Source organism: Planktothrix paucivesiculata PCC 9631 (assembly GCF_900009265.2).
Classification (GTDB): Bacteria; Cyanobacteriota; Cyanobacteriia; order Cyanobacteriales; family Microcoleaceae; genus Planktothrix; species Planktothrix paucivesiculata.
Window position 1 is genome coordinate 24,561 of the sequence record NZ_LR735018.1, and the last position, 21,856, is coordinate 46,416.

Genomic DNA, 21,856 nt, shown 5'->3' on the forward strand with positions numbered 1-21,856 from the left:
TATGAATCAAGATAGCATTGGTTCTCATCATAATCTGCTGATTGTTGATGATGAACCGGATAATATTCGAGTTTTATCAGCCTTATTAAGTCAACAGGGATATTATGTTCGCAAATCCTTAAATGCCCAAATGGCACTAATAGCAATTGAGAGTATAAAACCGGATTTAATTTTATTAGATATTCGGATGCCGGGTGTGAATGGATATGAGTTATGTCGTCGGCTAAAATCCAATTTAGAAACCCATGATATTCCGATAATTTTTATTAGTGCACTGAATCAAGTTGAAGATATTATCCAAGCATTTTCTGCTGGAGGAATAGATTATATTACTAAACCGTTTAAAGTTGATGAAGTTTTAGCTCGGGTTAAAAATCAGTTAACTATTTGTGATTTAAAAAAGAAACTTATTGAACAAAATCAACAACTGTTACAACAAAATAGTCAATTAGAAGAAGAAGTCAGAATTCGTCAACAGGCAGAAGAAAGTTTACAAACAGTTAATCGTCAATTACAAAATTTAGCGTCCTATGATAGTTTAACCACCCTGGCTAATCGTCGTCATTTTGATGAATATTTTGCTGAAACCTGGAAACAAATGATGCAGGAACAAAAACCCCTTTGTCTGCTATTATGTGACTTAGATTGTTTTAAAAATTACAATGACAATTACGGACATCCCGCCGGAGATATTTGTCTAAAATTAGTCGCCCAAGCCCTAGATCGATCAGTCAGTCATAATCAGGATTTAGTGGCTCGTTATGGTGGGGAAGAATTCGCGGTTATTCTACCGAATACGGATTTAGAAGGGGCGCTTAAAGTGGCTCAAACTATCCATCAGGAAGTACAACGGCTAAAAATTGATCATAACTATTCCACGGTTAATTCTATTGTTACTGTCAGCATTGGGATTTCCTATCAAATTCCCCAACCAGATACATCCCCAGAACAGTTATTAAAAATTGCTGATCAAGCCCTTTATGAAGCCAAACAAAAAGGTCGAAATCAATATTGTGTTAGAGTTGAATTAAAAAATAAAGACTACCTTTAACTCCCAATTATCTCCATCTCTAATAATCTCAATTGTTTTAATAAATTCTCTAAAATAAAACCTGCGTTCGGTTTCTGATAAATCTAACCAAAACTGCGAAATACAAACCGCCTGTGCCGTTTCTTTTAAATTAACTGGAGGAAGTTCCGCTAACTTTCCTTGTAACTGAGAAATCTCTATCCGCAGTTTATAACGTCTTAACTCTGCTGTTTCTAAATCTAATATCCCAGAAGTTAATAAATCGGTAATTTGTAATAAAATCTCTTGTTTTTGATTAATTTCTTGAATAATACCATGTTTAACTATTTGTAAATCCGGTAAATTTAAACCTGAAACCGCTTGAGGTAAATCTTGACAAATGCGTTCAATTGTCAACTCTAATCCCCTTTGATAAGATAGGGCTTTACACTTAGGATTTTTCGGACAATTTATCGGACGTAAATATAAATATTCTCTGTCTTTCCGATAGGTCGTAACCCGGGAAACAGTCATTAAAGATTGACATTCTCCACAGATTACTAAACCCGCTAAAGAACGCGGTGCACTGGCTGTGCGAGGAGGAAGGCGTTGATTTCTCCGTAATAATCGATCCACCTGGGCGGCTTCATCCCGGGAAATAATTGGAATATGGGTATTAGAAATAATTTCCCCATTTTTATATTCTAAATCTCCTCGATAAACCGGATTAGTTAACCATCTTCTTCCGGTAGTTACTGATATTTTTTTCCCATAACGTTTTTCCAAATACCGCACCGCACCGCGCAAAGATCCATAAATTAAAAACCGATCAAAAAACTCTTTAACAATCGGTGAAACACTCCGATCTAAAATATAACGGTCTTTTCCCCGTCGATATCCATAGGGTGCTTTTCCAGGGGGAGGTAGGGCTTTAATTCTGTTTTTAGCGTGTCCCGTGAGAATCCGGCGACTACGTTGGCGAGTTTGAATTTCCAGAAATAATTGAATTAAATCATATCGATTAATTGCACCCACAGATGTGTTAAAATCGGACTCAATGGCAATAATATTAATTTGGAAAGATTCTAATTTTTGTAAGCGATCGCTCACTTCTAAAACCGAATTTCCTAACTCCTCTAACCGTCGAATTAATAAATAGTCCGGTGGTTCTAAATCACAATCTTTTAACAATTGTTCGAGTTCCTGTCTTTCTCCTAAATCTTGATAAACCCGATCCACTTCCCAACCCCAAATCATCCGATCAGGAGGCTGTTCAAACAGAGGATCAGTATAGCAATAGGCGATAATTTTCATGCTTCATTTAATTCTATAATATTCCCATCAGGATCTTTTGTAAATAACGCAGCCCGACCGGAAGCACTCATTTGAATCGAACAATTATGACTGACTAGCTGTTGTTTTGCAGCTTCCAAACTATCAACAGAAAAAGCTAAATGTCGATTTCTTCCCCATTTCTGATGATTAACTTGATCATTAATTAGAGTTTCCGCTTGAATTAAATGAATTTGAAACTCACCGATTTGATACCAAATCCCCGGAAAATTTAACGGACGTTCAACCTTTTCTAAGCCTAAAATTTCACCATAAAATTTTTCTGACTGTTCTAAATCAGAAACCAAAATTGCCGTATGAAGATATTGATTAATTTGCATAATATACAAAAACATAATAATATATAGCAATCCTATTTGAGTTGTGTTGAAAATTCCTGATCAAAAAGGAATACTTCGACTTCGCTCAGTAACAAGGGAATAGAGAATTAAGTTAGAGTTTAAATCCCAAAATTTTGACAAAATGGGTGAATAGATTTTAAAGGTGGGCCTTACCCACCCTGGTTTTAATTTTTAAACATTAAACTGGCATTAGTGGCGCTGACATACTCCAAGACTTTTTGCTGAAGATCACTTTCAATTTCTTGTTGACTCACCGGTTGAGGATAAAATGAAAGAATATCTGCAATTTCTTTCACATAGAAAGATAGCCGTTGAATATGCTTAGGTGTAATCTTAGTATCGGGATTTAATTCTAATACTTCTGGGGCAGTTTGTACAGGTTTAACGGCTAATTTATCTTCCTCTCTAACACAGGTTCCCCCATCACAATCAATGTGTAATTCACGTTGATAATGGTTAGGAATTGCCCAGCCCCTTTGTCCGGCGTGTTCATGACCTAAACGTTCATTTTCGATATATTCACTCGCGGATTCATAACGGTGTTCATGCCAATAGGGAATGGTAAAATAACCAAAGGATTTGCGGTATTCTTCCGAATCTACTAACTCCGAAACAAAAGCTCCCACACCTCGGCGAACTAAAATATCATCCCATTTTTGAATTTCTTCATTATTTCTCGGTGCCCGTCCTAAAAAATGTTTACAGGCATTTTCAATGAACTTCATATTCGAGCTATTCTCATAAAAATGCTCTAAATAAACGGAACGAACCGCCAGGCTTTTTAAAAAATGGCGAATTCCAATTTTTCCCTTGATAAAATCTTTCTCTAAATCCGTTAGTTGTTTTCTTTCAGACTCATAGAGTTGACGTTCTATCACTTGTTGATAAATCTGTTTTAAAACAAACTCTCGTTCCTCTGGGGAAGCGTCATGACGAGTTGTAACCGGTTGAGTTAGGGACATAAATTAAACTCCTATGTGCATCAGTATTCCAAGTTAATTTGGAGTGATCTACAATAAAATGAGCAGTAGCTTGAAATTAAATAACACCCTGATAGCGCAAACAAAAATTTGGATTAAACTCCACTTCTTTGAACATTAGCGAGGAGTTTAGGGGGCGTGTCTAAAACTTCTAAAATAATGTCCATATAGGGCTTTAATAATTGATTACACACACTGGGTAATTGTTCTTGTAAGCTTTCTTTAAGATAAGTATAGGCTTGCAGACATTGGGTGTTTTTTTCATGGGCAGCCAAAATATTAGCTAACCACAACATTAAAGATTCCTTAAAAAAGTGAGGGTCATCGCGTAACAAAGCCACGGACATCAAACACATCGTCATCGACATATCATACACACAGCGTTTTGAATGCTTTTGCATAATTTCGGGATGGGACAGCATGAATTTCTTCAAAGTTTGTTTGATTAAACCGGCGGATTTTACCCGCAGGACTTCATAGGTTTTGGTGCGAGCATTCAAGGTCTGAACATACTGATGCAGGGGCTTGAGTTCTGCATTGGTCAAATATCGCCCGTCACATTGGAGAATTAAGTCATCCCAGGTTGAATTAATGGTCGGCATTTTACTTTCCTCTGTATAGCCAGAATCCTATCTTCTAATTTGATACAAAATTAAATACAAGTCAAGAAAAAGAAGTAATTTTTAATATAAACTAAATAATTATTTTATTCTTACAACAGTAATTCTGCCAACAATATTTCTGGACAGATGATCCTGCGTTCACTTTTGTCAAGTGCCAAAAAACGATCCTTTGATCAGCTTATCCTCGCCCCACCCAGGGGGGAAATCACGCTATGGTAGAAATTATAGTTGAAACACGAGAGTTGCAGGGCTTGATCCGATGATCACATCATCGCCAGATTCCAGAATACACCAAGACTCAGACTCAAACTGTGATCCGGTTCTCAGGCTCCCTTAACTGATTAATAGTCAATCTTTAATTAAATACAATGAGTGTAAAAGACAAACCTAAATTTCCCCGTAATCTTCCCATCGGAAGTATTTTATTTTGGTTAGGAATTATCTTTTTAATTGCCAACCTAACTTTACCCGGATTATTCGGGCCACAAATTCCTCAAGTTCCCTATAGTTTATTCATTGAACAAGTCGAAGATGGGCAGGTTTCCCAAGTCTATCTCAGCCAGGATCAAATCCGCTATTTAGTCAAAGGAGAACAGGAAGAAGCCGGACAAATCCTATCAACTACCCCAATTTTTGATATGGATTTACCCAAACGTTTAGAAGCCAAGGGAGTTGAATTTGCCGCCGCTCCTCCCCCTCGGAATACTTGGTTTTCTAGTTTACTCGGTTGGGTAATTCCCCCCTTAATTTTTGTCGGAATTTGGGTCGCCGTCGGACAATTTATGCAAAGTCGCGCCGGCGGTTTGGGTGGGCCACAAGGAGCTCTTTCTATTAGTAAGAGTAAAGCCAAGGTTTATGTCGAAAATGAAGCCACTAAAGTCACGTTTCAAGATGTAGCCGGGGTAGAAGAAGCCAAAACCGAATTAGAAGAAGTGGTGGAATTCTTAAAGACTCCCCAACGATTTTTACAAATAGGAGCCCGAATTCCTAAAGGGGTGTTATTAGTCGGCCCTCCAGGAACAGGAAAAACCCTATTAGCTAAAGCCGTAGCCGGAGAAGCCGGAGTCCCATTCTTTAGCATTTCTGGTTCTGAATTCGTGGAATTGTTCGTCGGTGCCGGGGCGGCGCGGGTGCGAGATTTATTTGAACAAGCCAAAAAGAAAGCCCCTTGTATTATCTTTATTGACGAATTAGATGCCATTGGAAAATCCCGTTCTAGTGGTGGAATGTATGGGGGAAATGATGAACGAGAACAAACCCTAAACCAGTTATTAACCGAGATGGATGGGTTTGCCGCCGGACAAGCCACGGTGATTGTTTTAGCTGCTACCAACCGCCCGGAAACTTTAGACCCGGCCTTATTGCGTCCCGGTCGATTTGATCGCCAAGTTTTAGTTGATCGCCCTGATTTATCCGGCCGTTTAATGATCCTAGAAATCTATGCTAAAAAAGTTAAGATAGGGCCCGATGTAGAGTTAAAAGCGATCGCTACTCGTACCCCTGGTTTTGCTGGCGCAGATTTAGCTAATATAGTTAATGAAGCTGCCTTATTAGCTGCTAGAAATAAACGGGAAACTGTGAGTCAAGCCGACTTTGCCGAAGCCATTGAACGGGTGATTGCTGGGTTAGAAAAAAAATCCCGTGTTCTTAACGAAAAAGAGAAGAAAATTGTCGCCTATCATGAAGTCGGTCATGCCATTGTGGGATCGGTAGTTTCCGGTCAAAATAAAGTTGCTAAAATCTCGATTGTGCCACGGGGAATGGCAGCTTTAGGATATACTTTACAACTGCCTACTGAAGACCGTTTCTTACTCAGTGAAGAAGAAATTAAAGCCGAAATTGCCACCTTATTAGGGGGACGTTCGGCGGAAGAAGTGGTGTTTGGAAGTATTACCACCGGGGCAACAAACGACCTGCAACGGGCAACGGATTTAGCTGAACGCATGGTCACCAGTTATGGGATGAGTAAAGTATTGGGGCCCTTGGCCTATGAAAAGGGTCAACAAAATAACTTCCTGGGTGATAATATGATGATGAATCCTCGCCGTTATGTCAGTGATGAAACTGCAAAAGCCATTGATGATGAGGTGAAACAATTAGTTGAAGATGCCCATGAAATTGCCCTAGATATTCTCAACCAAAATAAGGATTTAATGGAGCAAATTGCCCAAAAAATCTTAGAAACAGAAGTGATTGAAGGAGAAAATCTGCAACACTTGTTAAATCAAGTTAAATATCAGGCTAATGTTGCCACGGCGATCGCATAATTAATCTATCCCCCCCTCGTTCCCTGGTTCCACCAGGGAATGACAATCAGAGGCTCTGCCTCCCTCTGACCATGCTATTCTATCTGGAGAATGAATGGTGGCAGGGTGGCTCTGGGAGAATTTTTAATGGTGGCAGAGCCACCTTTAGGGCATTTCTAGGTAGAACCTAGAAACGAGGTTACGAGGTTAACGAGGTTAATGAGAGTAAATCGAAACCAAATTTTATGAGTATTAAAAAAAGACCTAAATTACCCAGTTCTCAAAAAATTGCCCAATTTTTATTAATTGCAGCCGGGGTAATCTTAATTGGAAATTGGTTATTACCTCAACTGACTCGCCCTCGTTTTCCTAAAGTTCCTTATAGTTTTTTTATTCAACAAGTAGAATCGGGTAAAGTCGCTGAAGTTTTAGTTAGAGAAAATGAAATTCTGTTCAAAATTAAATCGGAAAATCAACAACCGGAAACAATTTTATCCACAACCCCAATTTTTGATTTAGAACTTCCCAAACGCTTAGAAGCTAAAGGCGTTGCATTTGGAGCCTCTCCTCCTCCTCAACAAAATTGGGTGAATGTGATCTTAAATTGGGTGATTCCGCCTTTAATTTTAGTAATCGCGTTTCAATATTTCATGAAACGAGATCCCCAAGGGGCATTATCCATTAATAAAAGTAAAGCCAAGGTTTTTGTTAAAGGTGAAACCGATAATATTACCTTTGCCGATGTGGCGGGAGTTGATGAAGCTAAAACCGAATTAGCCGAAATTGTTGATTTCCTGAAAAGTCCCCAAAGATTTACCGAAATTGGGGCAAAAATTCCTAAAGGCGTGTTATTAGTTGGCCCCCCAGGAACCGGAAAAACCCTATTAGGAAAAGCCGTAGCTGGAGAAGCGGGAGTTCCCTTTTTTAGTATATCAGGTTCAGAATTTATAGAATTATTTGTCGGAACCGGGGCCGCCCGGGTGCGCGATTTATTTGAACAGGCGAAAAAGAAAGCCCCCTGTATTATTTTTATTGATGAATTAGATGCTATTGGTAAGTCCAGAAGTAGTGGAAGTTTCCAAAGTGGCAGTAACGACGAGCGAGAACAAACCCTGAATCAATTATTAACTGAAATGGATGGGTTTGGGGTCGGAGATGCCACGGTAATTGTCTTAGCTGCCACCAACCGCCCCGAATCTTTAGACGCGGCATTATTACGCCCAGGACGCTTTGATAGACAGGTCTTAGTCGATAGACCAGATTTAGCTGGACGCAAAGCCGTATTAGAAATTTATGCTAAAAAAGTTAAATTAGAAGATAATGTTGATTTACACACCGTTGCGACCAGAACTCCGGGTTTTGGCGGCGCAGAATTAGCTAATTTAGTTAATGAAGCTGCCCTATTAGCCGCTAGAAATCAACGAAAATCCGTCAGACAAGAGGATTTTTATGAAGCCATTGAAAGGGTCGTTGCCGGGTTAGAAAAACGCAGTCGCGTGTTAAATGAAAAAGAGAAAAAAATTGTCGCCTATCATGAAGTGGGTCATGCCATTGTGGGGGCATTAATGCCCGGCGGCGGAAAGGTGACTAAAATTTCCATTGTGCCACGGGGAATGTCAGCTTTAGGATATACCCTGAGAATGCCAACCGAAGACCGTTTTTTAATGGATGAAATCGAATTTCGCGAACAAATTGCCATGCTATTAGGGGGACGGTCAGCCGAAGAATTAGTCTTTGGAAATGTGACTAATGGTGCTTCAGATGACCTGCAACGGGCAACAGAATTAGCTGAAAGAATGGTACTAAATTATGGCATGAGTAAAGCCTTGGGGCCCTTAGCCTATGAAAGACCTAAACAGAATAATTTTTTGGGCAATTCGGAGGCTAATATTCGCCGTCCCATGAGTGAAAAAACCGCAGAAGCCATTGATGATGAGGTCAAGGATATTGTTAATAATGCTCATCAAAAAGCCTTAGCAATTTTGAATTATAACCGAGACCTATTAACGGAAATTTCTCAAAAAGTATTAGAAACAGAAGTCATAGAAGGGGATGAATTACAACAATTGTTAGAGCAGGTTAAACCTGTATCTCGATAATTGATATGGGATATATAGCAGTCGTCAGGGCACTTAGGACATAGACTGATCCTAAAACCGTGGGCAAAGAACTCTTTTCCTGTCTGTTCCCTGTTCCCTATTCCCTGCTATAACATTAATTTTTCTGTTCCTAATTCTGTTCCCTGTGGTTATACTTATTGAGATTTACTGTATTTTTAAATCAACCTGTTTCCCAATCATGCTCAAGAACTTTGTTCCGTAGTGCTGAATTTCTAAAAAATTTGCCTGTTGAGGAATGGATTTGTAGATTAAAAAATTTTTCATAATTCCTAAAGTAGCCGCACTTTCTAAGGGGCCAACAAAATCGGTATCCCGATCCAGAAAATTCCGTTGACTGCTCCAATAATTCATTTGATTGGCATTTAAAAAATAGCACCCGGAATGGGGGTTTAAGGTGCGACGAAATACCATTGGTACTCCCATAATCTTACTCTTAAGTTCCGAGCGATTGCTAATATTTTGATACTGGGCTGTTGCTTTAGGTGCTAAATCCCCATCAATATAAACTTTATAAGAAAGGCCATCGGTAGAAAGTTCATAACGATTCGGTTGTAATAAACAGCGATCGCCCGCTTCCTTGGTAAACCAATATAATTTCACAAAAAACCAAGGATCATGAATAATTAAATCATCTTCTAAAAAACAATAATAATCATACTTACCTAAACCATCTCGCAATACGGCTTGACACTCAAACCCTAACAACATGGGTTCAACTTGTGTGGGATAATGTTGATAAAAATGAGTGGGGATAGGAAGGTTTTCTAATAAATGATAATTTTGAGTTGTACAAATTACAATATCAAGATCGTTAGCCAGAGGATTGTTAACGGGAACAGCTAATCGTTGATTAATATTAATAATAGTTTGGGATTTACTAAAAAGTTGATGTAAAGCTGCCAGACTTTGACTTAATGCAGCCAAACGAGGCTGAGGATCTCGGCGTTGAGAATCATATAGACTATTTTTTTCTGGTTTAAAGCAATGAGCAATTGTAATTAAGATTCGCATTCTTGATCTTCGCCTACTTTAATATGCCACAATCAGGATTAGGCTCGTTTTGTTTAAAGAATAAGTTCCTACTGTCCCTTTAGCCAGAGACAGTAGGAGATGAACAGAACGAATGTGAAATTAGCTCAGTGCATTTGAGTATCAGAGTGTGTGTATCCAGTTGGCGCTAGATATACACGCTCATTTTTTAGATAGACGTCAGAAAATCAGACGCATCAAACGCACCTGGGTTGACGCCAGCCACAAAGGCAATTTGTTCAGATAGATTAGGAGTAACTCCTTCAGTCACAACGTAAATGCGAGTTCCTGTCACATTAATTCCCGCACTATTAGTAATGGTGGTGGTCTGGAACCCTAGCTGCTCAAATTGAAGAACCTCAAGCACGAAGAAATCAGTTCCATTCTGGAAATCAGTGATCCAGTCGCCAACAGGAGGAGCGATAATGGGCTCACCTGGAGTAATGGGTTCGGGTACAAATTCGGTGTAAAGCAGTTGGAAGTAATCGCTGCCAGCCCCGCCTGTCAAGGTATCGCGGACAGTTTGGGTTTCTGCATCTTCGCCACCAAAGATAAAATCCATGTCAGCACCACCAATAACCCGATCAACCCCTGCACCACCATCGAGGAAGTCATCGCCAGTGCCACCATTGATGGTATCGTTGCCTGCGAGAGTGACATCGACACCGAGATCGCCATAGATGGTATCGTTGCCATCCAGTCCCAAGAGGTTGTCAGCGCCCTCACCACCATCAATATAGTCACCTTCAACACCACCTGTGATGTTTTCTAAGCCAGCACCACCTAGGAGAGTGCTAGACCCAGCACCGCCATCGAGGATATCATTACCATCCCCACCATCCAGGATATCCAAACCGTCACCGCCAAACAGGTAGTCATTCCCTACATAGCCATAGAGTTTGTCATCGCCCTCGCCACCGTCGAGGGTATCGTTACCGCCGAAAATGGTGTCGTTAGCTTCGCCGAAAATGGTATCATTGCCCTCTGCACCCACGAGGGAGTCAGCACCACCGGCAGCGAAACCAAGGTCATCGTCCCCATACAAAACGTCATTATAGAAACTACCAATAACCTTGTCATTCCCAGCGCCACCCAGTGCGGTATCGTCCAAACCGCCATATACCCAGTCGGCACCCCCACCGCCATCCAGGACATCTTTGCCGTCGTTGATATCAGTAGCGTTTGTCCCGCCAAAGAGGGTGTCATTGCCGGCTTCACCAGAGAGTACGTCTTCCCCGGCCTCCCCAAAAAGTCTGTCAGCGCCATCGCCCCCAGAAAGGGTGTCTTTATCGTTCCCGCCTCGGAGTAAGTCATTACCGCCCAAACCGGATAGTTCGTCGTCACCCCCATAGCCGCGCAGTGTGTCCGCATTATTTGTACCTGTGAGGGTATCCTTGTCTTCTGTTCCGTTTCTGATTGCCATGATTGACTCCTTTTTTTTATTCGTTAATTAAAATTGCTGTTGGTTAAGCTCAAGATGATTAATGGAATAAACATCCGGCGATGGGTTGGTTCTTTTTGTTAATCTCCTGATCCTTTCCCCTCCCCCACATTTAGGAGGGTGTCCAAGACATGGATAGGAGCAATAAAAAGTTAGCCATGGAAGTAGACTCCCTGTATTTTTATCGAGGTGATCGATGGGAATTCCTTTTTCAGAATCAAATTATTTCGCCTAATTCGATTTAGGAGAACATAAAGGTCGTGTCGGGTGAATTAATAATGTTGCTGCTGACGTCGGCTTGGGTAAAGGTGGTATTTCCTAACACCACTAAAATTTGACCAGTTCCAAACCCGGTGTTGCCCGAAATGCCATCTCCGACTCGGAATTGAGTATTGCCATTCACAACACGCACATCAATATCTTCAATATCAGTAAAGGAAAGGAAATCTTTTCCAGTTCCGCTTCCAGTGATAAATCCGGTAATATTATCTCGACCATCGCCACTGCGGTAGATGATGGTATCGCTACCGGCACCCCCAGTAATGGAGTCATTTCCCGTCCCGCCTAGTAATGTGTCATTACCGCCACTGCCATTCAGGATGTCATCGCCTGCACCCCCGTCCATATAATCATTTCCTCCCAGTCCGGTGAGGTTATCATTGCCTTCCAAACCGAAGATATTATCTTTCTCACCTGTCCCGGTTATCGAATCAGCAAGGGAAGTTCCTAAGCTCAGACCAATGGCATCCACAGCGATCGCACCACTGAGATCCGCGCCGACCCAAGTAGCTCCTGTGAAGTCAACTTTGGACAGGTCAGCATTATTGAGTTTGGCGTTGGTGAAATTTGCTCCGAGGGCAATTCCATCAACTAATGTGACCCCTGTTAAGTCAGCCCCGGTAAAGTTAGCATTCTCAAAGTTGCCTTTAGAAAAGCCAGCATTTTTTAAATTAGCATTCGTAAAATTAGCCCCAATGGCAACTCCGTTAATAAATAACCCTTCTGCATCGGCTTGGGTGAAGTTAGCCTCACTCAAATCGGTATCAATAAATCTCGCACCTGTTAGGGTTGTCAGTGTGTTACCCGAAGGGCTAAAATCACTCCCGGTTAAAATGGCATCATCGATCATGAAGTTGGTTAAATCTGCACCCCGAAACTTGATATTTGCCATTTGTCCGGGTTCGAGTGGGGCGTCACTGACGTTAACATCACTGAAATTAGCCCGGTCAAAGATAGTATTTTGCCAGGTTATATCGGTAAAGTTGGTTAGCCGAAAATCAGCACCTGTGGCGTTCACATTGATCAATAGGGTCGCTTCTAAGCTTGCCCCTTGCAAATTAGCATTGACTAAGGTGGCATTGGTTAAGTCAGATGCTTTTAAATTAGCGTCGGATAAATCAGCCCCGGTAAAGTTGGCTGCTGTCAAGTTAGGTCGCTCGGATTGTTCGCCACTGATATTCGCTTTGTGCAGATTAGCATTGGTCAGGTTGGCGTTGGATAAATTGATCAATTTTGTGTTGATCAACGACATATTGGCTTGTCTAAGATCCGCACCACTAAGATTTACATTTTCTAATGTTGCTAGGGATAAATTGACGGCACTAAAGTTAGCATTAGGGGCAAAGATTGCTTGACTGGCGTTAACACCAATCCAAGAAGATTCGGAAAAATTAGTTCCTCGGAGTTGGGTGCGAGTTCCTGAACTATTAGGGTCGAATCGGACATTTTCCAGTCGAGCTTTGAAAAAAGTGGAACCGTTGAGATTTTGACCTCGGAAGTTGTTTCCGACTAAGTTTTGTTCTGCAAAGTTTAAGGCGGTCATAGATGCAAGTCTCCAAGAAAGTTTAAGGAATTGAGAAATATTTGAAACTCAGCTTTAACGTTTTCGGTTAAAGAATGAGTGGGGTTAAGTTTTTAGGACAAGTAATCGCTATTGAGTAACGTTGCTTGTTCAAAGTTAGTGACTCTTAAAGCTGTTTCAACACATTAGACATTATTAAGTTAAGCCTTGAAAAATGTTGATCCATTGAGGCTTAGATCACTATAGTCATTGGCTGTAAGTCATTGCTCTCTCAATTTGAATGTAAGCATTTTGAAGGATTCTCCTTTAAAATTTTTGCAAAAAAAATGGGTGCATAAAATTGGCATAAAGCAAAAATTTGCGTGCACCAACAAACAAAATGGTATTAATTAAAACCAGTAATTATCACTCAGTAGAGATTGTCTTCTGAGCTAACTTAAAATTATAAGAAAATTCTCATGTTGTCAAACTTGCCATCAAACTATCCGGATGATTTTACAGAACTTTTACAAAAATGCTGGGTTAAGGTTTAATTAAGACCCTTAATTTATCCGTACAAGTATACAGCCACAGAATTTTATATCAAACCGATATAAAATATATATCAAACCGATATAAAATATATCAAACTGATACAAAATTTTGAATAACTCATAATCATAAATCACTCGGAAACTAAAGCACAGCAAGGAGCAAATCTTAAAACCTCGGCGCGGATTCCTATATATCCCTCTTTTGTCACTCTCCGAATTAAGCTAGTAGTAAATCAACTAATTTATCCAGAAGAATAAAAGGGTTTAAATTCATTCATTATACCAATGAGTTGATTGAATCCCAGCAACAAATCGGAGTTAGGAAAAATATCTAACCAGGGATAAATCAATCCCAATAGTAACAGAGGTTGGACAATTAAGCGCAGATTATTTAGAGCATTCTTCCATCCACTTTTCTGATTCCATTGTTGATGATTGGAAAACTTAACAGAATTGCTTTCCTGTAAGTAGGTGGTCATAAATAGAGTTAAAATCAGAAATGAATAAATATCAGAGGAATAGTCATGCCACTCAGGTTAAGAATTCAACTAACAGAAGAAGAAAAACAAGAGCTACTAACTCTGTATCAGCAAGAGAAAGTTCCGAAAAGAACAAGGCAGAGAATAGATATATTAATGTTTAGTGATGGAGCGCACTAAGCGCAGAAAGAATTAGAAAAATCTTAAAAAAAAAAGACTGGCGCTGGAAAAGAACAAAAGCCAGTTTAAAGAAAAAACAGAATCCCGAAAAAACAGCGAGCAAGAAAAGAGATTTGGAGACGTTAAAGCGTTATGAAGAAGAGGGTTTGGTCAGATTAAAATATTTAGATGAGGCAGGTTTTTGTTTATGGAGTCCTGTGAGTTACACCTATGTAAAAAAGGGGAAGCAGAAACAAATAAACCAGACGAAAAAGCGAGGAAAAAGATTGAATGTAATTGGAGTATTAGAAAAAGGAAAAAGTTTTGAGTACGGTTTAAGTTTGTCAGGAATTACAAGTGAGAATTACATAAAATTTATAGATTGGCAAGCGGAAAAAGCTGAAAAGCATTTTCAAAATACTCGACAAATTACCGTACTGATTCAAGACAACTATAGCGTCCATAAAAGTCAAAAAATACAAGAAAAAGAAAGGGAGTGGCAAGACAAAAAATTAGAATTTTTTTTCCTGTCTGCTTATAGCCCTGAATTAAATGAAATCGAACCAGAATGGCATCAATTAAAAACTCATGAACTGGCGGGAAGAATGTTTGAAGATGAATATGATTTGAGCCAAGCTGTGATTCAAGCCATTGAAGATAGAAACGAAAGAAATGATTGTACCTGCGATCGCTTGCGATTTAATTCCCTGAGTAACTCTCAAGAATTATCCTAAACAATTTTTTCTATTGTTGACTTTATTTATGACCACCTACTTATATAAAAAAACTTTCAGTTTTTACCTATCTATCTTGTTTATATTAAAAAATACAACTCAAGTGAATAATGAGATAATTCTAATAACTAAAATCAAAATTAAATATATATATTTCAGAAATTCAGATTGGATTTTGTTAGCTTTTTGTTTTCTCTGTATAGGTTTCACTCTTAAGATAAATCTTAAATATAAATTCTGCCAGAGCGAATTTTTTGATATAGTAATCCTATTTGAGTTGTGTTCAAAATTCTTGAGCAAAACGGAACAAGGAACGCCGGATCTGGGGCAATACTTCTGGTTGTTTCTATCAGTATTAAAATGTTATAACCTCCGTCTCGAAGGCGCGGATTGCTATATGTCGCTGACAGAAGTGTTTATTTTTTATAAAGGCTGATACTAGGAATTGGGAAACCACTGCTGTAACCACTGTTCCACTAATTATGATAAATTCTGCCGTGATTGTATTTTCAGCAATTTCATCTTGACTTTCCGATGGATGTATTTATTTTGGAGCCATAATCAATAAATCTAATAGACTTTTACAACAATATTATTGTTTAAATCCCTAAATTAAAAACGGCTGATAAAATTGCTAACTCTTTACCCAAATCACCAAAACAATACGCTACAATCAGGGATTTAGCACCATTGACTAGACTTGCCATGCCTCAAACCGCCTCAACCCAGAATCTAATATCGACTTCGGTTGTGAGTTTAAATATTGCCCCAGCCCAAGTTTTACGCGGCAATAACGCCTTAACACAAGCAGGAGAGGCGATCGCAGGTTTTGGTCAACGTCCCTTAATCATTGGGGGCGATCGCTCCTTACCCCTCACCCTCCAAGCTCTACAACCAATTTTAGAACGTCATCAACTCCAATATTCTCAAGTGTCCTATGGGGTTGACTGTAGCGAAACTAGCTTAACCACCCTACGTCAAGCCGTCACCAACCATAAAGCAGATTTTATTATTGGGACGGGGGGCGGAAAAGCCCTGGATGCGGCTAAACTTATCGCCCATCAATGCCATCTCCCCATCGTTACCATTCCCACTTCTGGGGCGACCTGCGCCGCTTGGACAGCCCTTTCTAACGTTTATTCCGAGGATGGGGCGTTTTTATATGATGTCAGTTTAGCCCGTTGTCCCGATTTATTGATTTTGGACTATAACTTAATTCAAACCGCCCCCCAACGGATGTTAGTAGCGGGTATTGGAGATGCGATCGCGAAATGGTATGAAGCCTCGGTCAGTAGTGGGAATTCCGAGCAAACCTTCATGATCGCTGCGGTACAACAGGCGCGAGTTCTGCGAGATATATTATTACAAAAATCCTTAACCGCGTTACAAGACAACGGTGGCGAAACTTGGCGGGAAGTTGTCGATGCAACGGTATTACTCGCCGGAGTTATTGGTGGCATTGGGGGCGCTCAATGTCGCACGGTGGCGGCCCATGCCGTTCATAATGGTTTAACCCATGTTGCGGCTAGTCATGGGACTTTACACGGGGAAAAAGTCGCCTTTGGGATTTTAGTACAACTGCGTTTAGAAGAAATGGTACAGGGCAACCAACTCGCAGCCACTGCTAGACAACAATTATTAAAGTTTTACACCGATTTAGGTTTACCCCAAACCCTGAATGATTTGGGGATGGGGGAAATCACCTTAGCTGAACTGGGAAAAGCTGCCGAAGTTGCTTGTAATGAGCGTTCTGATATTCACCGTTTACCCTTTAAAGTGGTTCCCGAACAGTTAATGGCGGCCATGGTATCAACAACTTCCCCAGGGGAATTACGAATTACCAATTACGAATTACGAGTGGGGAACACCAAAGACTCTTACCCAGAGTCGTAGACAAACTGCGATATCAGAATTAAGAATTGAGAAGGGAAGAAAAAAAGCAGACCCGATCAGGGGAAAATAAAGAATCACCGATTAGGGTTAGAGATTGAATTATTCTGTTTCATTGTCAAAACCTTAAATCAGAATCGATTTTTTTCTTCTACTGAACACATTAGTTTTAACCTCACACATCGACCAATGACATTAGATTGGATTAGCCCTGCTGACCGAATACAAGCCTTACCTCCTTATGTTTTTGCCCGTTTAGATGAATTGAAAGCCAACGCCCGTCAACAGGGCTTAGATTTAATTGATTTAGGCATGGGAAATCCCGATGGCGCCACCCCTCAACCGATTGTTGAAGCCGCAATTCAAGCATTAAGAAATCCGGCGAATCATGGCTATCCACCCTTTGAAGGAACGGCTAATTTTAGACTAGCAATTACTAATTGGTATCACCGTCGTTATGGTGTTTCCCTTGACCCCAATGGAGAAGCCTTACCCCTATTAGGGTCAAAGGAAGGATTAGGTCATTTAGCTTTAGCTTATATTAATCCGGGGGATTTAGTGTTAGTTCCGAGTCCTTCCTATCCCGTGCATTTTCGCGGGCCAATTATTGCCGGGGGAAAGGTTCATTCTATTATTTTGAAACCGGAAAATAACTGGTTAATTGATTTAGGTTCGATTCCTGATTCTGTGGCTGAACAAGCTAAAATTCTCTATTTTAATTATCCCAGTAATCCCACGGGTGCAACCGCCCCCAGGGAATTTTTTGAAGAAATTGTTGCCTTTGCCCATAAATATCAAATTCTGCTGGTTCACGATTTATGTTATGCCGAATTAGCCTTTGACGGTTATCAACCTACCAGTTTATTAGAAATTCCTGGGGGAAAGGAAATTGGGGTGGAATTCCACACTATGTCTAAAACCTATAATATGGCAGGTTGGCGAGTGGGATTTGCGGTGGGAAATTCTAAGGTTTTACAGGGGTTAAGAACCTTAAAAACTAATTTAGATTATGGGGTATTTTCGGCGTTACAAGCGGCCGCAGAAACGGCTTTAAGTTTACCGGATTCTTACCTCAAAGAAGTACAGGAACGCTATTGTACCCGGCGAGATTTTTTAATTAAAGGGTTAGCAGAATTGGGTTGGAATGTGCCTAAAACCTTAGCTACAATGTATTTATGGGTTCCCTGTCCTCCGGGGATGAATTCCACGGATTTTGCCCTCACGGTTTTACAACAAACGGGTGTAGTTTTTACCCCTGGAAATGCCTTTGGTATGGGTGGAGAAGGCTATTTTAGAATTAGTTTAATTGCAGATTGCGATCGCTTGGGAGAAGCCTTAAACCGCCTAAAAGATGCTAATATTCGGTATCAACCCTAATCCGTTGTTAAGCTGTTGTTGTGCTGTTGTTGGGCTTTAGCCGCTCTTTCAAGAAGTGCTGAAGCACAACAACGGGGACTTTATTAATATTATGAATAATTATTGAATATGGATCATCAAAACAATTTGAATTTATGTGATTTTATTGCTCAAAAAATTAAGGATAATCCTCAAAATAGAATTACTTTTGCTGATTATATGAACTGGGTTTTATATCACCCAGAATATGGATATTATAGCATTAATAAGCCCAAATTGGGCGCGGAAGGAGATTTTGTTACTTCTCCCTATTTAGGGTCAGACTTTGGGGAAATGTTAGCAGAACAATTTTTCCAAATGTGGGAAATTTTGGATTGTCCTAACGCCTTTACTTTGGTAGAAATGGGGGCGGGACAGGGAATATTAGCCAGCGATATTCTGTTATATTTACAAAAAAAATATCCTGAATTTTTTAAAAGGTTAAATTATATTATTATCGAAAAATCTAACTTCCTCAAAGCTCAACAACAACACCAACTCAAAAAAACTCTCTCCGATGCAATATCAATTCAATGGTGTAACCTAGAGGATATTCCCAATAATCAGATCATCGGTTGTTTTTTCTCTAATGAATTAGTAGATGCTTTTCCCGTCCATCAAATTGTTGTTCAAAACAAACAACTTCAAGAAATTTATATTACCTTAGATGCAGAGGTTAAATTTAAAGAAATTATTGCTGAAGTTTCTACAGAAAAAATTACAGAATATTTTAAATTAATCGATATTGATTTATGCTCTAATCTTTATCCAGAAGGATATCGAACTGAGGTTAATTTAGTCGCCCTAGACTGGATCAAAACCCTAGCCACTAAACTGAATCAAGGTTTTATTCTAACAATTGATTATGGTTACACCGCCCAAAGATATTACCTTCCCAGTCGCAAAGAAGGAACTCTACAATGTTATTATCAACATAGTCATCATAACGATCCCTATCTGAATATTGGTCGCCAAGATATTACCGCCCATGTTAACTTTACCGCCTTAGAACGGTATGGGAAAGACTGGGGAATTGATGCGGTTGGGTTTACACAACAGGCTTTATTTTTAATGGCTTTAGGGTTAGGTGATCGCATCGCCGCGCTCTCCCAACCTTCAAACTATTCTATTTCGGAAGTATTACAACGACGAGAATGCTTACACTCTTTAATTGATCCGATGGGTTTAGGCAACTTTGGTGTCCTTCTACAATCCAAAGGCTTAAGTCCCTCTCAACCACAAATTCCCCTTAAAGGCTTGAGTTTTCCCATTTAAGACCTCAAAAAAGCTCCCACGGTCAAAAACTTGATGCTGATCTTCATTTTTTTGCGGATATTGCAGGGGATTAAGTATAATTTAGTGCCTACATACGGAGAGGTTTGTACGGAATATTGTGATCGCACTCACAACTTTTATCTTCAAACCTTCATGTTTATTAGAAGTAGATATAAAGTCCACACATCCTATAGAAAGGTTTTTTGAGCTAATTTCATCATCCCTTTATATTTGTACCGACCCACTGTAAACCTTCTGTAAAAATAACCAATATTTGCCAAAACCTATAGACAACCCCAAACCGATTGCGTAATATTGGTAACAAGGTAGAACAAGGAAATCAAGAACCGCACAGTTCAAGACCCTTGTTTCTACCCAAGCGCCAGACCAAAATATGAAAAGGATGAGGCTGAGATGAACACCACACTATCTAAAATTATCGGTTCCACTTTACTCGCCACCGGAGTCGCCGTTTCCCTAGTCGCAGCCCCAACACAAGCAGCGACCCTAGGAAAAGACCTCTGTAGCACCAGTAATATCTCATTAGGTGGAGTCAACTCTACCGCTTGTAAGGGTTCTTTTACAGGAAACGATACAGGATCAGGGAATCCTTTACTGACTGAACTCAACGCCGGTTTATTTACCACTGAATTTAATAGTAATCAAACAGTAAGTTGGTCAGACGGCGGTAAGTCGGAAGCAGGTCAAACAGGACTGTTTGGTTTTAATGCAGACTATGATTCTTCTAAAGGGGATTGGGGTTTCACCACAACACCACCAACATTCAACACATTTGTAGTCAGTTTGAAAAGCAGCACCACCTACAGTGCTTATCTGTTCAAAGATTATGATTGGTCTAAAGGTTTAAATGGAGTATTCGACACCGTTGGTGTTTCGGCTAATAAGGGTAAAGGTCGGGCTTTGTCCCATGCTTCCTTGTTTGTTGCTAACGTCACCACCGTTACTCCTCCTCCCGTTGAAGTTCCCGAACCCGCCACACTCGTTGGTTTAGGTTTAGCCTTCGGTGGAATGCTGGCTTCCCGTCGTCGTCAATCTCACTAGGAAAGCGATGATTAAGTTAATCGTCCCAAACTCCTTAGAAATGACGTTAATATCTGTCTCACACTGTTGAGACCCTCAGCCTTTATCTCATCTTACTTAATAGTAGCGGTACTCATCATGCCGCTACTTTATTGTTAAAATCAATAACTTTAAGTTAGGCTGTAATTAAACAATTGAATCCATTGTTAAAATTAGATTTAAGGGTGCATTAATCTATTTATAAGGGTATAAAAAATAAAGTTATAACTCAGGTAGAATGTTAATCTCCCTGAGTTTTTTAACAGTTAGCGATCGCTTTTTCTTCCTAATTCTTTCCGTTGCAGTATTCCCTACTATCTAACAAATTGAGGCATAATTTCCGCCGCCGTGAATAAACCGTGAATCCCTCGACGATGCAGTTGAATTCCTGCTTTTAAATAACCGAAAGCTGGCCCACAAACATTAGCCGCCATACTGGTTTCATCCCCTAAAGTAAAGGTATGGGTTGAAACTTTCCCTTCAAAGGTTCGGCCTGTAATTTGAACATTTGTACTTAAAGGTTTTTTGGGGTTGCGAGTATCTACAATTCCACCGACAGTAACGCGATCTCGTGAACAAATACCCGCCAACTCTAACATAATATCATCGGCGTGTTCCATATTTTCCAAGGTCAGTAACCCGCCAGTTTCTGCTAATAAAGCTTCTATTTCTGCATCGGTCATCGCCCTAGCCTGTTCAATCGTATATCCGGGTAAATGACCAATATCCTCTCGAATGGTAGCGCGATAGGCTTCCCAATTAGCAATCCCGACTCCAAAGGTAATTTTAACGCTGTGAATTTCCGTATAACTTTGGGCGGCGAGGGAAGCGGCGGCGGTTAATAACCCGGGGGTAGCCCCACATCCGGTCATATAGGTAATTCCGGCGGCTTGTAACTCATCTTTGAGTTCTAATAATAATTCCACGGCGCTGGTGCGTTTAATCGCATCGACTAAGACCCCTCGCCATCCCAACCGAATAAAGGTTTTAGCCACACTAGCCATAAAATCATTAGGTAAATTCGGCAAAGCCAGAAAATACCCCTCAACCCCTGGGGCTGTTTTCACTAATTCTTCAATACTGTTATTACTCAAAACCCCATGGGGTTCTAAATATCCCACCGACCCTTGAGATTGATAGATCTCAATACAGCGATTCGGGTTCAGTCCGTCCGCATCATAAGCATAACCCTTTTGATCGGCCACAGCTACCCACTGCATTTGCTGTTTTGGGGCTAAAACCCTTGTTGCTGCCTGTCCTAGCCCGCCAAATCCTAAAATTCCTACCCGAATCGGAGACAAACCCGTATTAACCATTACTGGACTCATTGAATCTGATTGAATTTAGACAATTCTCCATTATATAGCA

17 protein-coding genes and 1 pseudogene are annotated in these 21,856 nt (G+C 40.2%); 9 read left to right on the plus strand and 9 right to left on the minus strand.

All coding sequences use genetic code 11. The features are described 5' to 3' along the window. Position 1 precedes the first annotated feature (1 nt). Positions 2-1,051, plus strand: coding sequence for a diguanylate cyclase domain-containing protein (locus tag PL9631_RS14345; RefSeq protein ID WP_083621347.1), 1,050 nt, complete (start codon positions 2-4; stop codon positions 1,049-1,051). Here PL9631_RS14345 and PL9631_RS14350 read toward each other — a convergent pair. The 4 genes from PL9631_RS14350 to PL9631_RS14365 form a co-directional block, all read right to left on the minus strand. After that, positions 1,028-2,323: a recombinase family protein gene (locus PL9631_RS14350; RefSeq protein ID WP_083621348.1), complete on the minus strand. Its 1,296-nt coding sequence runs from the start codon at positions 2,321-2,323 to the stop codon at positions 1,028-1,030. The genes PL9631_RS14345 and PL9631_RS14350 overlap by 24 nt on opposite strands. Continuing rightward, positions 2,320-2,682, minus strand: coding sequence for a VOC family protein (locus tag PL9631_RS14355; RefSeq protein WP_083621350.1), 363 nt, complete (start codon positions 2,680-2,682; stop codon positions 2,320-2,322). Before PL9631_RS14355 ends, PL9631_RS14350 begins: the two co-directional genes overlap by 4 nt. A gap of 185 nt (positions 2,683-2,867) precedes the next feature. Next, positions 2,868-3,665, minus strand: a complete 798-nt coding sequence (locus PL9631_RS14360) for a phycobilisome rod-core linker polypeptide (protein WP_083621351.1) — start codon at positions 3,663-3,665, stop codon at positions 2,868-2,870. 113 nt (positions 3,666-3,778) lie between these two features. Further along, entirely contained in the window at positions 3,779-4,285 is a 507-nt protein-coding gene (locus PL9631_RS14365; RefSeq protein WP_083621353.1) for a globin family protein, read from the minus strand. 389 nt (positions 4,286-4,674) lie between these two features. Between PL9631_RS14365 and ftsH4 the strand changes: the two genes are divergently transcribed. Further along, positions 4,675-6,573, plus strand: a complete 1,899-nt coding sequence (gene ftsH4, locus PL9631_RS14370; RefSeq protein ID WP_083621354.1) for an ATP-dependent zinc metalloprotease FtsH — start codon at positions 4,675-4,677, stop codon at positions 6,571-6,573. A 224-nt stretch (positions 6,574-6,797) separates the two neighbouring features. Then, the gene (gene ftsH / locus PL9631_RS14375; protein WP_083621356.1) at positions 6,798-8,651 is read left to right on the plus strand and encodes an ATP-dependent zinc metalloprotease FtsH; all 1,854 of its coding nucleotides are present in this window, start codon (positions 6,798-6,800) and stop codon (positions 8,649-8,651) included. 165 nt (positions 8,652-8,816) lie between these two features. Here the strand turns inward: ftsH and PL9631_RS14380 are convergent, their stop codons facing one another. The 4 genes and pseudogenes from PL9631_RS14380 to PL9631_RS14395 all read right to left on the minus strand — a co-directional run. After that, complete coding sequence (locus tag PL9631_RS14380) at positions 8,817-9,683, minus strand: hypothetical protein (RefSeq protein ID WP_083621358.1); 867 nt, start codon at positions 9,681-9,683, stop codon at positions 8,817-8,819. Between the two features lie 187 nt (positions 9,684-9,870). Continuing rightward, positions 9,871-11,124, minus strand: coding sequence for a calcium-binding protein (locus PL9631_RS14385; protein ID WP_083621359.1), 1,254 nt, complete (start codon positions 11,122-11,124; stop codon positions 9,871-9,873). Between the two features lie 259 nt (positions 11,125-11,383). Beyond that, on the minus strand, positions 11,384-12,964 hold the full coding sequence (locus tag PL9631_RS14390; protein ID WP_083621361.1) for a pentapeptide repeat-containing protein: 1,581 nt from the start codon (positions 12,962-12,964) through the stop codon (positions 11,384-11,386). A gap of 754 nt (positions 12,965-13,718) precedes the next feature. After that, positions 13,719-13,922 (minus strand): annotated as a pseudogene (locus PL9631_RS14395) (IS701 family transposase); the annotation flags it as partial. A 78-nt stretch (positions 13,923-14,000) separates the two neighbouring features. On the opposite strand from PL9631_RS14395, the gene PL9631_RS27040 reads away from it, so the two are divergent. The 6 genes from PL9631_RS27040 (at position 14,001) to PL9631_RS14420 (ending at position 20,470) form a co-directional block, all read left to right on the plus strand. Continuing rightward, positions 14,001-14,135, plus strand: coding sequence for a hypothetical protein (locus PL9631_RS27040; RefSeq protein ID WP_269321681.1), 135 nt, complete (start codon positions 14,001-14,003; stop codon positions 14,133-14,135). 20 nt (positions 14,136-14,155) lie between these two features. Beyond that, positions 14,156-14,848 carry an IS630 family transposase gene (locus PL9631_RS14400; protein WP_231516636.1) on the plus strand — a complete coding sequence of 231 codons (693 nt, stop codon included), beginning with the start codon at positions 14,156-14,158 and terminating at the stop codon, positions 14,846-14,848. A 705-nt stretch (positions 14,849-15,553) separates the two neighbouring features. Then, on the plus strand, positions 15,554-16,741 hold the full coding sequence (locus PL9631_RS14405; protein ID WP_083621365.1) for an iron-containing alcohol dehydrogenase family protein: 1,188 nt from the start codon (positions 15,554-15,556) through the stop codon (positions 16,739-16,741). 186 nt (positions 16,742-16,927) lie between these two features. Then, positions 16,928-18,115, plus strand: coding sequence for an aspartate aminotransferase (locus PL9631_RS14410; protein WP_083621366.1), 1,188 nt, complete (start codon positions 16,928-16,930; stop codon positions 18,113-18,115). A gap of 108 nt (positions 18,116-18,223) precedes the next feature. Next, on the plus strand, positions 18,224-19,408 hold the full coding sequence (locus PL9631_RS14415) for a class I SAM-dependent methyltransferase (protein ID WP_083621368.1): 1,185 nt from the start codon (positions 18,224-18,226) through the stop codon (positions 19,406-19,408). Positions 19,409-19,822: 414 nt separating this feature from the next. After that, entirely contained in the window at positions 19,823-20,470 is a 648-nt protein-coding gene (locus PL9631_RS14420) for a PEP-CTERM sorting domain-containing protein (RefSeq protein WP_083621370.1), read from the plus strand. Positions 20,471-20,802: 332 nt separating this feature from the next. On the opposite strand, the gene bioU is transcribed toward PL9631_RS14420, so the two are convergent. Then, entirely contained in the window at positions 20,803-21,816 is a 1,014-nt protein-coding gene (gene bioU, locus PL9631_RS14425) for a (S)-8-amino-7-oxononanoate synthase BioU (RefSeq protein WP_083621371.1), read from the minus strand. Positions 21,817-21,856: the final 40 nt, after the last annotated feature.